The sequence below is a fragment of the Dyadobacter fermentans DSM 18053 genome, from assembly GCF_000023125.1.
Lineage (GTDB): Bacteria > Bacteroidota > Bacteroidia > Cytophagales > Spirosomataceae > Dyadobacter > Dyadobacter fermentans.
Window position 1 is genome coordinate 2,648,750 of record NC_013037.1, and the last position, 13,480, is coordinate 2,662,229.

At 53.8% G+C, this 13,480-nt stretch carries 10 protein-coding genes; 7 read left to right on the plus strand and 3 right to left on the minus strand.

Annotation, left to right across the window (positions count from 1 at the left end; all coding sequences use genetic code 11):
* The first annotated feature begins 31 nt into the window (after positions 1-31).
* Complete coding sequence (locus DFER_RS10665) at positions 32-1,525, plus strand: arylsulfatase (protein ID WP_015811641.1); 1,494 nt, start codon at positions 32-34, stop codon at positions 1,523-1,525.
* Positions 1,526-1,528: 3 nt separating this feature from the next.
* Here the strand turns inward: DFER_RS10665 and DFER_RS10670 are convergent, their stop codons facing one another.
* Entirely contained in the window at positions 1,529-2,512 is a 984-nt protein-coding gene (locus DFER_RS10670; protein WP_015811642.1) for an NAD-dependent epimerase/dehydratase family protein, read from the minus strand.
* 88 nt (positions 2,513-2,600) lie between these two features.
* On the opposite strand from DFER_RS10670, the gene DFER_RS10675 reads away from it, so the two are divergent.
* Positions 2,601-3,578: a helix-turn-helix transcriptional regulator gene (locus tag DFER_RS10675; protein WP_015811643.1), complete on the plus strand. Its 978-nt coding sequence runs from the start codon at positions 2,601-2,603 to the stop codon at positions 3,576-3,578.
* 6 nt (positions 3,579-3,584) lie between these two features.
* On the opposite strand, the gene DFER_RS10680 is transcribed toward DFER_RS10675, so the two are convergent.
* The gene (locus DFER_RS10680) at positions 3,585-4,502 is read right to left on the minus strand and encodes a cation diffusion facilitator family transporter (RefSeq protein ID WP_015811644.1); all 918 of its coding nucleotides are present in this window, start codon (positions 4,500-4,502) and stop codon (positions 3,585-3,587) included.
* Positions 4,503-4,680: 178 nt separating this feature from the next.
* Complete coding sequence (locus tag DFER_RS30095; protein ID WP_015811645.1) at positions 4,681-4,845, minus strand: hypothetical protein; 165 nt, start codon at positions 4,843-4,845, stop codon at positions 4,681-4,683.
* 149 nt (positions 4,846-4,994) lie between these two features.
* On the opposite strand from DFER_RS30095, the gene DFER_RS10685 reads away from it, so the two are divergent.
* The 5 genes from DFER_RS10685 to DFER_RS10705 all read left to right on the plus strand — a co-directional run bounded on the left by DFER_RS10685 (position 4,995) and on the right by DFER_RS10705 (position 13,403).
* Positions 4,995-6,617, plus strand: a complete 1,623-nt coding sequence (locus DFER_RS10685; protein WP_015811646.1) for a L,D-transpeptidase family protein — start codon at positions 4,995-4,997, stop codon at positions 6,615-6,617.
* Between the two features lie 136 nt (positions 6,618-6,753).
* Positions 6,754-7,353 (plus strand): TetR/AcrR family transcriptional regulator, encoded by a 600-nt coding sequence (locus DFER_RS10690; RefSeq protein ID WP_015811647.1) that lies wholly within the window; start codon positions 6,754-6,756, stop codon positions 7,351-7,353.
* Positions 7,354-7,447: 94 nt separating this feature from the next.
* A complete protein-coding gene (locus tag DFER_RS10695; RefSeq protein WP_015811648.1) occupies positions 7,448-8,629 on the plus strand; it encodes an efflux RND transporter periplasmic adaptor subunit in 1,182 nt (393 codons plus the stop codon).
* 139 nt (positions 8,630-8,768) lie between these two features.
* Complete coding sequence (locus DFER_RS10700) at positions 8,769-11,927, plus strand: efflux RND transporter permease subunit (RefSeq protein WP_015811649.1); 3,159 nt, start codon at positions 8,769-8,771, stop codon at positions 11,925-11,927.
* Positions 11,928-11,981: 54 nt separating this feature from the next.
* Positions 11,982-13,403, plus strand: coding sequence for an efflux transporter outer membrane subunit (locus tag DFER_RS10705; RefSeq protein ID WP_041734944.1), 1,422 nt, complete (start codon positions 11,982-11,984; stop codon positions 13,401-13,403).
* Positions 13,404-13,480 lie beyond the last annotated feature (77 nt).

A 13,480-nucleotide genomic window follows, 5' to 3' on the forward strand; every position in this document is an offset into this window, starting at 1 on the left:
TTCCCCCTTTTCGAATTCCAGATCACACCCAATGAAACTCCTGAACCTGTTTTTACTGACGATATCGATCACCTGCACCGCGCAGGCGCAAAAAGCGCCCGACAAGCTTCCGAACATCGTTTACATTTACGCCGACGACCTCGGCTACGGCGAGCTCGGCTGCTACGGCCAGCAGAAGATCAAAACGCCGAACCTCGACCGGCTCGCGAAAGAAGGCATCCGGTTCACGCAGCACTACACGGGCACGCCTGTATGCGCGCCTGCCCGTGCCATGCTCATGACGGGCAAGCATGCGGGACATTCCGCCATCCGCGGCAATTTCGAACTCGGCGGCTTCCGGGATGAGGAGGAACGCGGGCAAATGCCCCTGCCGGCCAACGAGTTGACCGTCGCCGAGCTGCTCAAACAAAAAGGCTACGCCACCGCGCTCACGGGCAAATGGGGCATGGGAATGAACAACACCGAAGGCACGCCTACCCGGCAGGGCTTCGACTACTATTACGGCTACCTCGATCAGAAGCAGGCGCACAACCTCTACCCGTCGCATTTGTGGGAGAACGATCGCTGGGATACGCTCGCGCAGCCCTGGCAGGACATCCATCGGAAGCTCGATCCGGCCAAAGCCACCGACGCCGATTTCGAATCTTTCAAAGGAAAAGAATATGCGCCGGCAAAAATGACCGAAAAGGCATTAGCATTTATCGACCGGAGCAAGGCCGGCCCGTTCTTCCTGTATATGCCCTACACGCTCCCGCACGTATCGTTGCAGGCCCCCGATGAATATGTCAAAAAATACATCGGACAGTTTGATGAGAAGCCTTATTACGGTGAGAAGAATTATGCGTCCACCAAATATCCGCTATCGACTTACGCGTCCATGATCACATTCCTGGACGACCAGGTCGGTATCATTTTGGACAAACTGAAAGCGCTCGGTTTGGACGATAACACCATCGTGATGTTCAGCAGCGACAATGGGGCCACTTTCAATGGCGGTGTAAACCCGCAATTCTTCAACAGCGTGGCAGGGCTGCGCGGATTGAAAATGGACGTTTACGAAGGCGGGATCCGCGAGCCGTTTATCGTCCGGTGGCCGGGGAAAATCAAACCAGGGCGGGTGAGCGACCACGTTTCGGCCCAATTCGACCTCATGCCTACCCTGGCCGAGCTCACCGGACAAGCCTCGCCGCCCACCGACGGCATTTCGTTCCTCCCGGAACTGCTAGGACAAACCAACCGGCAGAAAAAACACGAATTCCTCTATTTTGAATACCCCGAAAAAGGCGGCCAGATTGCCGTCCGAATGGGTGACTGGAAGGGCGTTAAAACCGATTTACGGAAAAACCCCGGCAACCCGTGGCAGCTTTTCAACCTCAAAACCGACCGCAGCGAAAGCACCGACGTCGCCGCCAGCCACCCCGATATTTTGAAAAAACTCGACCAGATCGTCAAAAGAGAGCATGAAGAACCGGCGAATGCGGCGTGGCAGTTTGTGATGCCGGTGATCGCGGCGAGCAGGAAATAGCGGCTATTCCACCGGGAACGGCCCTTCATCGAACTGCTCGTCGTGGTAGCCCTTGCTTCCGACCTGCACCGCAAGCGGGCTGCGGAAATCGGTATCTTCACGCAGGCAGCGCAACACGTGCGCGAAGTCATAAACCGGCGCCCATCCCAGCTCGCGCCGCGCGCGCTCATTCACATACACGCGATCCATCTCCGGGAAGAACTTCCAGCCGTGGGCAGTGAACAGCGACTCACTTTCCCGGTACAACGAGCGGATGACCGCCGGGGCATCGGTATGCAGTTGCGCCAGATGCGCCTGCGTGAACGGCGTGGTTGCCGAGATTATGTACTTGCCGAAACCGATCGTTCCGGCTTTTTCCATGGCTAACAGATGCGCGGAAACGGCGTCGGCGATATCCACACGCCGGTAGAGCAATTCAAGCGCCTGCACATTGGGAGTGTTGTAAAGACGGCGCGTTTCGGCATTGTCGTCGTCCTCGGGAAAGAAGCGCGAGGTGCGCAGGATCAGCACCGGCAGGCGTGTTTTACGGTGAAACAGCTCGCAGAGACTTTCGGCGGCCAGCTTGGTTACGCTGTAAATGTTTTTGGGCTGCGGCACCACCTCTTCGGTGATCCACGCGGCCGGGGCACCTTTCGCCGGGTTCATGGCCGCTCCGAATGTGCTGGTGGTGCTTGTGAAAACGAATGACGATACGCCGCTTCCTACCGCTTCTTCCAGCAGGTTGAGCGTACCGGTAATGTTGGTATCTACAAAATCCTGCTTGGTGTGCGTCGCTACGTGCGGTTTATGCAGGGTAGCGGTATGAATGACGGTGCGAATGCCGCGCATGGCGGCTTTGACAAAATCCCTGTCGGCAATGTTCCCTACCCGGTCGGTGTATTCGGAATGCTTGATGTCCACACCGATGGCCGGTGTTCCCTGCGCCCGGAATGTCCGCATCAGCGCCTCGCCCAAATGCCCCGCGCTGCCAGTTACTAAAATACTCATGACTATCAGAATGCAATTTCGGGCAAAGGTATGAGCGACCGGCCCGGGAAAGTATTGGGATAGCCGATAAAAACATTGAATTTTGTATATGGCCTATATCATTGACAATGAATCGTACAGGGAGATCGCGGGCAGGAAGTTTCTTACCAAACCTTCGGTAGATACTTTCGAGCACGATGCGCCGCGGCTGCCGTTCGTGAATCACCGGGTGAGGAATACTTATGCCCGCAATTTCGGGATTATCCGGTTCCAGGCGGATTTTTTGGAGGATATGCAAATACGCGGAATGACGAGCGACCCGCATATCAGCCTGCATTTTCAATTAAAAGGCTTTTCCAACGCCCGCTTCCGGGACATACCAGGAGATCATCCGCTGCGCCCCGCAGAATATGACATTTATTATTCCGAAAACTTCCACTCGGACATTTTCTACAATCGCCAGAATGGCTTTGAATACCTTGCATTGATCCTCAAAAAAGAGCATTTGCTGCAATTCCTGCAACAAAACGGCAACCCTGCGAGCAAGCTCGCCCACGCATTGGAAAGCAGCCAGCCTGTGGCGCTTTTCGGGAAAGGCGCGCCGGTGACGCCGGAAATGCATTCGATATTGCACCGCATCCTGCACCCGCCCGTGGCCGAGGACCTGTGGGAAATGTATGTAAATGGCAAAATCCTCGAACTGCTGGGACTGCAATTGCACCAGCACCGCAATGAGCATTCCCCATCGCACGCAGACCGTGAAACGACCCGGCAACTCGCGGAAGTTTACGATTACCTCTGCTCCGAATTCCTCTCGGTGGATTCCGTGGAAGCTGTTGCAAAGCATTCGCCGCTCTCGGAACACCAGATCCGCGAGGGGTTCAGGCGGGAGTATAACACGAGCGTGTATGAACTCGTGCACGAAAAGCGCATGCTGCACGCCCGGCAGCTCCTGCTCGATGCGGGCATGTCGGTGGAAGCCGTGGCGGAGGTGGCTGGCTACACGACGGCAAGCAATTTTATTCAGGCATTTAAAAGAAAATTCGGGGTGACGCCCAAACAAATGCAGCTGGGCCGCAGGCGCTGATTTTCGTCAGATCATCCATTTACGCTCCGTGGTGAACGAGATCGTAAGCCACATTTTATAGTCGCCGCGGATTCGTCCATACAGTTCCTGCCGGATGGCGTCCAGTTCTTTCACCTGCGTATGCGCGAGCGCTTCGGGCAGGAGGAAGTCTATTTCAATGGTGTAGCTGCTGCCGGTTTTGGCCACACGCACGTATTCATCGATAAAACCATAGCGCTGCGAAATCCCTTCCGCCTCGCGGTGGATCATTTCCTCCACCTCGTCGTCGGGCGCGAATTGCAGCAATTCCCGGATGTTTTTCCGGAATGTCCGCACCGGAATGCGCAGGAAGAGGATCGAAATGAGGATGACCATCCCGGGGTCGAGGTACGGAATGAGAAACGCCAGCGAAGTATCGCGCAGGAAATAGCCCAGCGACAGCACCACGAGCACACCCGTACTCAGCAGGGCATCGAGCTGCCATTCGGTGGCTTCGATCCGCACGTATTCGGAGCGGATTTGCAATGCTTTTCTTTTGAAATACACCCAAAGAATAAAACATCCGATGATCGACGCGATGAGATAGGGCAATGCAATGTCCAGCTCCACGAACTTGCCGCCGCTGATGATGTCCATCACCGAGGTCGCCAGCGAGTAGAGGCACAGAAATATGATCACGGCCGACTGCAAGGTCATCGAAAACGGCTCAAACTGCGCGCGTCCGAAGGGCAGATCGTCGTCGTCGGGCTTGCGGACGAAATTATTCACCAGCAGCGATACGCCCGACAGGCTGATGCCCACCATCGAAAAGAGGGCGTCGAAAATAATGGATTTGGAGTCGCCGGCGATGCCGACGACGATGGCCCAGACCGTAAAAGCCGAGCCGGTGACGATGGAAAGCTTGATCAGTCGTCGCTCCCTCAGCCGCTTTTGTCTCTCATTCATAGCGTGCAGGCGATCGCAAAAGTGCCGGCGCGATCGCCCCGAATAAGTTATAAAGTCCGGAGCCGGAAAGCAAGTTCCGGGGCGTGCATTACCAATTTGTGAAGTTTGGGGCGCGGCGCTGTGCAGCTGTGACGCGTGGGCCGTGAAGCGATGTCGCTTCACGGCTTGGCGAGAGGCATTAGAGGAGGGTTCGCGGTGTTGTTACAATGCTATGAATCAGCCTGTCCAGCTCTTTTTCCATATCTTTCAGGCGGGCGAGGACGTTGATATCACGCGTGGCTGCGTAGGAATTTTGCAAATCCCTGACTTCCTTGATCCGAAGTGCAAAACTGAGGAGCGTCATGAGTTTGTTGATTAGATGTATCAATTAATGCAGCAAAGAAAGCGCGAATCGGCCGCTCGTGTACGGGGTTTTACGGATTATAATAAAAATCTAATCCTTACTATACGTAAAGGCACTATATTGGTACGATCCGCGACCTTGCCACAACTATGAAGAAAATCGCATTGTTCATCGCCCTCGCACTTGTCGGGGCCGCATGCCGTACCGCATCCGAGAAGAAAACGGAGATCGCCGTGCGCGACACCACGATCACCGTCCAAAACTCATTCACCGAGCTGTTCATCGACACCACGGCATTCGCATCGTACGTGGGCGCGCATGCGCCCGACGACAGCCTGACCGCCCGGATGCGCAGTTTCTACAACCACCGGAACTACCAGTACGCCTGGTTTTTCCCCGACGGCATGGCCGAGTTCGTGCCCATTTTCCGAAGCCTGCGGAACGATTACGTGCATTATTCCGGCGACAGCTCCTTGTACAATGCCGCACTCGACAAGGCGATCGACTCGCTTTCGCAGCTAAAAAAAATCCGCCCGGACAATCCGCTGGTGATCGAAACGGAACTCGCATTGACCGAACAATTTTTCCGCTACACCGACCTCGCTTACTCCGGCGATAAGCGGATCAATACGCAGGAGCTCAACTGGTTCATTCCCCGCCGAAAGCTCAACCCGGAAGTTTTCCTGGATTCTTTGCTCAAAAACAAAGGTCAGAATGTGGCAGCCTACGAACCTGTGAACCGCCACTATAATTTACTGAAACAGAAAGTATTAGAATATTATACCATCACTAAAAACGGCGAACCGGCAGCCGTGGATACGGACAAAAAATTCCGCGAGGGCGACCGCGACACGCTGATCACGGCATTGAAAACCCGCCTGCATTTGCTCGGCGACCTGCCGGAGCCGGACAGCACACCGGTTTTCGATACCACGCTGACGGCCGCCGTGAAGCATTTCCAGCAGCGCGTAGGACAAAAGCAAACCGGCGTTACCGGCCCTGCGTTTTTCAAAGAACTGAATGTGCCGGTCACGGCGCGTATCCGCCAGATGCTCATCAATATGGAGCGCATTCGCTGGATGCCCGCCGCCCCGCCTACCGACTACATTCTGGTTAACATCCCGGAATTTACCTTGCACGCTTATGAGGATGGCAAATTGTCATTTGATATGGTGGTAGTGGTCGGTTCCGAGGCCAATAGTACTGTCATTTTTTCAGGCACTTTGAACCAGGTCGTATTCAGTCCTTACTGGAACGTGCCGACGAGCATTCTCAAAAAAGAAGTTTTACCGGGCATTAAGAAAAACCCGAACTACCTGGCACGGCATAATATGGAATGGAATGGCGGCTCGGTGCGGCAGAAACCGGGCAAATCGAACTCGCTGGGGCTCGTTAAATTCCTCTTCCCGAATAGTTACAGCATTTATTTCCACGATACTCCGAGCAAAAGTTTGTTCAAAGAAAGCCAGCGGGCATTCAGCCACGGCTGCATCCGGCTTGCAGAGCCTAAAAAGATGGCCGAATGGCTGCTCCGCCGCGATAGCACGTGGACGAGTGAAAAAATCACGGCTGCCATGAATTCGGGCAAGGAAAAATATGTGCGGCTGCGCGGAAAGAACGAGGTGCCGGTATTCATCGGCTATTTCACGTCGTGGGTGGACCAGCACGGCAATTTGCAGTTCCGCAAGGATGTGTACGGCCACGACCGTCGGATGGAAGAAAGGCTTTTTGGGAAAACTGAAATGCCTGTTGCCCAGGCGCTCCAACCGTGACAATGCCCCACGGGCACGATTTTTAACATTTGTGCGGGAAAGGCAAAGGTAACCTGTGAGTTACCGGTCATCGGTTGGTATTTCAGAAAAGCCGCCGTACCTTTGCTAACATCGTTAGGTAAATCTGAGAATTACCATGGGAATCCTCGAACGAAAAATACGGCAGAAAGAAAATATGCGCACCAATATCCTGGCGGTAGCCTTGCAATTGGTGAAGGAAGAAGGCTGGCAATCCCTGTCAATCAGGAAGATAGCTGATGCCATCGAATATAGCGTACCGGTGATCTACGATCACTTCGAAAATAAAGAAGCGATCCTCTTTGAACTTTCTATGGATGGTTTCCGGTTACTCGATAGATTATTGGAAAAAGACAAGCGTAAATACGCAGATCCGGAGGAGCGGCTAAGGGCCCACGCCGAAACTTACTGGACCTTCGCTTTCAAAAATCCCGAATACTATCAGCTCATGTACGGTTTGGGAATGCCCTGTTCCAGCCCGGGCAAAGCGAAACCGGAGTTCAACAGCTTCCGCGATCACATAGGCGAGGCTATTGAAGGAATCGTAAAAGATAATAAATCTTCCGATGAGGAAACTTGCTTTAAAATTCATGCGTTCTGGTCAGTACTCCACGGCTTGATTTCGATCGTAATGATGCGCTGCTCGGATATCGACGACACTCAGATGAACAAAAAAGTAATGGACGACACTGTAAACGCATTCATCAAAAATCTCTAAATTTTTTTTCTTTAAGGTTAACACCGTTAGTAATAATAACTTCACTACCTATTCGCAAACAACTGATTAACACCGCAAAAAATCGTCCACATCCATGAAAAAGAACCAAGTAAAAACAGTTAAAGGGCTAGCCGCACTTCTGTTACTAACCGCCGGTTCCGCACTGATATACAGCTGCGGTTCCTCCACCGCCAATGCCCCCGAGTCGGCACCGCCGGCACAGGCCCTGCCGGTTATCACTGTTAGCGATCACGAGGTCACCTCGCACCGCGAATTTACGGCGTCCATCCAGGGCAGCCGCGACATCGAGATCCGCCCGCAGGTGGATGGCTACCTCGACCGCATTTCGGTAGACGAGGGCGCCTATGTACACAAGGGCCAGGTGCTGTTCCATATCGACGCCCGTCCTTACACCGAGCAGCTCAATACCGCCAAAGCCAGCCTCCAATCGGCCAAAGCCGCTTTGGAAAGTGCTTCGATCAATGTCGACAAACTGACCCCGCTCGTCGCCAACAAGGTGGTTTCCGATGTTCAGGTGAAAAGCGCGAAAGCGGCCTATGACGCCGCCAAAGCGAATGTAGCCCAGGCGCAAGCGGCTGTCGACGCGGCGAAGATCAACCTCGGTTACACGTCCATCACCGCGCCGGCCGACGGCTATATCGGAACGATCCCGTATAAGACCGGCAGCCTCGTTGGAAAAGGCACGATGGAGGCCTTGACGGTCCTTTCGGAGACAAAAGATATCTACGTTTACTTTTCGATGAGCGAGCTCGACTTCCTCGATTTCAAGCAGGAATTTGAAGGAAATACGATCGAACAGAAGATCAAGCATATCCCGCCGGTTGAACTCGTGCTGGCCGACAACAGCATTTATCCCCAAAAAGGAAAAGTACAAGTCGTTGAAGGCCAATTTGATAAAACAATGGGAGCCATCAACTTCCGTGCGACTTTCCCGAACGGGAACGGGCTGCTGCGCTCGGGAAACACGGGCAGGGTCCGCATTCCGCGCCAGCTCGCGAAATCGGTGCTGATCCCGCAGGAAGCGACGTTCGAATTGCAGGACAAGGTGTTCGTATACACCGTACTTGACAGCAACAAGGTGGAAGGCCGCCCGGTGACGGTGGCGGACCGCAGCGGACGTTACTACCTCATTTCCAAAGGTTTAAAACCGGGTGAAAAGATCGTGTACGCCGGGCTCGACAGGCTGCGCGACGGTATGGCCATTGCACCGCAAAAAATGTCGATGGACAGCCTGTTGCACGCAAATCCGATCTAAGCCACTGGGTGTAAAAGGTTTACCAGATTCCACACCAATTAGCAGAGCACCATCGCATTGACTGAAATGCGATGGACCGCTCCCACTTTGCCAAAACACTCGATAATGCGCCCCGAGAACGGGGACAAATTCAAACTATATGTTTCAGAAATTTATAGAAAGGCCCGTCCTTTCGACAGTAATATCGATCCTGATATTACTGCTCGGGATCATATCGCTCACCACGCTGCCGATAACGAAGTTTCCCGACATAGCCCCGCCGACGGTACAAGTAACCGCCGTATACCCGGGAGCGAACGCAGAAGTGGTTGCCCGCGCAGTGGCAACGCCCATCGAAGAAGCCGTGAACGGAGTTGAGAACATGACCTACATGACCTCGTCCTCCAACAACGACGGTACCATGGCCCTAAATGTGTATTTCAAACAGGGCACCGACCCGGATATCGCTGCCGTGAACGTTCAAAACCGCGTTTCCAAAGCGGTAAGCCAGATTCCCCAGGAGGTGGTGCAAGCCGGTATCTCCACGCAAAAACAGCAAAACTCGATCATCATGTTCGTAGCGCTTTCGAGCGAAGACAGCACTTACGACGAGACGTTCCTTTTGAACTACATTAAGATCAACCTCGTGCCTCAGCTGCAACGTATACCGGGGGTCGGTCAGGCGCAGCCGTTCGGTACGCGGGATTATTCGATGCGGATCTGGCTCAAACCCGACCGTCTGGCAGCATTGGGACTGTCGCCGCAGGAAGTAACCGGCGCCATTCGTGAGCAAAGCCTTGAAGCAGCCCCGGGACGTCTCGGCGAAGCGAGCAAAGAGGTTTTTGAATATGTTTTGAAATACAAAGGAAAACTAACGCAAAACAAAGAGTACGAGGACATTATCATCAAAGCCAATAGCGATGGTTCCGTGATTCGCCTGAAAGATGTGGCGCGCGTCGAATTCGGTTCTTACACCTACTCTTCCAATGGTAAGCTGAACGGCAACGCATCGTCCGGTGTGGCGGTGTTCCAAACGGCCGGTACCAATGCGAACGACATCCTGATCCAGGCAGAAAAGCTGATCGAAGATTTTTCCAAAACATTACCCAAAGGTCTGAAAACGACCATCATGTACAACTCGAAGGACTTCCTCGACGAGTCGATCAACCAGGTACGGTCCACACTTTTGGAAGCATTCATTCTCGTGTTTATCGTAGTGTTCATCTTCTTGCAGGACTTCCGCTCGACGCTCATCCCGGCCATTGCCGTGCCGGTGGCCATTGTGGGAACGTTCTTTTTCATGCAGCTCTTCGGGTTTACGATCAACTTCCTCACGCTCTTTGCATTGGTGCTCGCGATCGGGATCGTGGTGGATGACGCCATTGTGGTCGTGGAGGCGGTGCACTCGAAAATGGAGCGAACGAACCTGGCGGCCAAATCGGCTACCGTCGAGTCCATGAACGAGATTTCGGGCGCGATCATTTCCATTACCCTTGTAATGGCCGCGGTGTTTGTGCCGGTCGGATTCATGCAGGGCCCCGCCGGGGTATTTTATCGGCAGTTTGCATTTACATTAGCCATAGCCATTTTGATTTCCGCATTGAACGCGCTCACACTCAGTCCCGCGCTCTGTGCATTATTCCTGAAAAATCCGCATGCCGAAGAAGGGCATGGCGGTAAACGCAAAGGTTTCGCGGCCCGTTTCTTTGCGGCATTCAATGCAGGGTTCGAGTCGATGACCGGCCGGTATGTGAAAAGCCTTCAATTCCTGATCCGTCGTAAATGGGTGACTATCATAGGATTGCTGGTCATTTCAGGCACAACACTTTGGCTCACCAAAACCACGCCTACGGGGTTCATCCCGACCGAAGACCAGGGCTTCCTGCTTTACGCCCTCAACACGCCTCCGGGCAGCTCCCTCGACCGTACCTCGAAAGCGATGGCGCAGGTGGATAGCATCGTGAAAAAGTCGCCCATCGCCGACCAGCGCTACATTGTGGAAGGTATGAACATCATTTCGAACTCCAACGCATCGCCTTACGGTGTGGGCTTCATCCGCATGAAACCGAAGGAAGAGCGGGGCGAAGTGCAGGATTTCAATGAGATCGTAGGCATGATGTCGCAGCAGGTACGCTCGGTGAATGATGCCAATGCATTCTTCTTCACCTTCCCTACCGTGGATGGTTTCGGTAACGTCAGTGGCTTCGAGTTTATGCTGCAAGACCGCGGAAACGGTTCACTGGAAAAACTCAGCACCACTACCAACGCATTCATCGGCGCGCTGATGCAGCGTCCGGAGATCGCTTATGCATTCACCACCTTCGCAACGGGTAACCCGCAATTCCAGCTGGAAATCGACAATGCGAAAGCCAAACAGCTGAATGTACCCGTGAACGAATTGCTGCAAACGCTGCAAATTTATTACGGTTCGAGCTTTGTGTCGGATTTCAACCGGTTTGGTAAATATTACCGCGTGATGGCCCAGGCCGATCCGCTGTACCGCCAGAACCCGGCTTCGCTCGATGGTATTTATGTCAAAAACACCGAGGGCGAAATGGTACCGGCCAACCAGCTGGTGAGCCTGAAACGCGTGTTCGGACCTGAAACGGTGACCCGCAACAACCTGTACAATGCCGTGATGATCAACGGAACGCCTAAGCCGGGTTACAGCACCGGTGACGCCATCCGCGCCGTGCAGGAAACCGCCGAAAAGGTGCTGCCAAACAACTACAAAACCGAATGGACCGGTATGACGCGTGAAGAAATTAACTCCGGCTCGCAGATCATCCTGATTTTCGTGCTCAGCCTGGTGTTCGTGTACTTCCTGCTCGCCGCGCAATATGAAAGCTACATCCTGCCGCTGGCCGTGATCCTCACCATTCCGCTGGGGGTGTTCGGCGTGATGCTGTTCATCAACTGGATGGGTATTGAAAACAATATATATGTACAGGTCGGTTTGATCATGCTCATTGGCTTGCTCGCGAAGAACGCGATCCTGATCATCGAATATGCCGTGCAGCGCCGTAAAGCGGGCATGAGCATCGTAGAGTCGGCATTGGAAGCCTCGCGACTCCGCTTACGTCCGATCCTGATGACCTCGTTCGCATTCATCGTTGGGCTGTTACCGCTGATGCGCGCCACCGGTGGCTCAGCGCTTGGAAACCGTTCGATCGGTACCGGGGCGGTCGGCGGGATGCTTACAGGGGTGATTTTCGGGGTATTCGCGATCCCCGTGCTGTATGTGATCTTCCAGTATTTGCAGGAAAAAGTCGTCAAAAAACCGGTTGAACCGGAACTCGCCGAAGCCGAGGTGCACTAGTGGCGCGCGGTTCGGAACCAGCATGCGATGACTGTTTTATTTAGAATTAACATCATGAAAAATACATTTAGATTAACGCAAATACCCGTTCTGATTCTGCTGGTAACTTTGCTCGCCTCTTGCAAGGTGAGCAAGGACTACCAGCGCCCGGAACTGGCCCTGCCCACCGAGTACCGCAATGTGCCTTACGGCGACACCGCCACCATCGCAGATATGGGCTTCAAGGAATTTTTCCCCGATACGACGCTGCAAAGGCTCATCGAGCGCGGCATTGCTTATAACTACGACCTGCAAATCGCGCTGAAGCGCATTGATATCGCACAGCAGCAGGTAAAACAGGCCAGGATGCTGCAACTTCCGCGCGTAGATTTGCGCATTGCGGGCACCTATAACCGGCCATCGAGCAACAGCTTGAACGGGATCAGCGCGAGTAGCTTCCTAAAATCGAGCCATATCGAGAACTATATCACCTCGGTGGACCTGTCGTGGGAAGCCGATATATGGGGTAAGATCCGCCGCCAGCAGCAGGCTACGTTGGGCCAATACCTGCAAACGGTGGAAGCCACCAAAGCCGTGCAAACGCGCCTCGTGGCCGACATCGCGAGAGGTTTTTTCAACCTGCTAATGCTCGACAAACAGCTCGAAGTGGCGAAACACAACCTCGAACTGAGCAATAACACCTTGAAACTGACGAACCTGCTCAAAGATGCGGGCGAGGCAACGTCGCTATCGGTGCAGCAGGCGGAAGCACAGCGCGAGGCCATTGCATTGCTCATCCCGCAGCTCGAACAGGACATTACGATCCAGGAAAACGCACTGCAAATCCTGACCGGCCAAATGCCGAATGCCGTCGATCGGAAGGTAAAACTGGCCGATTTCCAGGCAAACGACAGCCTTGCCACCGGCGTGCCGGCTGCATTGGTAAGTCGCCGTCCCGATGTGCGTGCGGCGGAAATGTCGGTGCTCATCGCGAATGCAGAGCTGGGCGTGGCGCAGGCGAGCATGTACCCGTCGCTGATCATTTCGGCGAGCGGCGGTATCGAATCGTTCAAATCGAGCAACTGGTTCAACATTCCCGGTTCGCTGTTCGGCATTGCGGCCGGTACGATTGCACGGCCGATTTTCGCCAGACGACAATTGAAAACGAACCTGGAAGTCGCCAAAATCGGGCGTGAACAATCGGTTCTGGAATTCCGCCAATCGGTGCTGAATGCCGTGGGTGAGGTTTCGAACTCGCTGGTTCAAACCCAGAAACTGAAAGAACAGGAAGCCATCGCGAACAATCAGGTGAACATTTTGCAGCAGGCCATTTCCAATGCGCAGCTGCTGTACCAAAGCGATATGGCTAATTACCTGGAAGTGATTACGGCGCAAGGCAATGCATTGCAGGCCGAACTGAACCTCGCATTCATCCGCAGCCAGTCGCTCGTAGCGCGCGTAGACCTCTACCGCAGCCTGGGCGGCGGCTGGAAATAGATTCCATCAGACCTGCACACACTATCAATTAGCGTCTTTGTTAAGTGTAGTTAAGCGCAAAAAGCCGTCAGACTCGA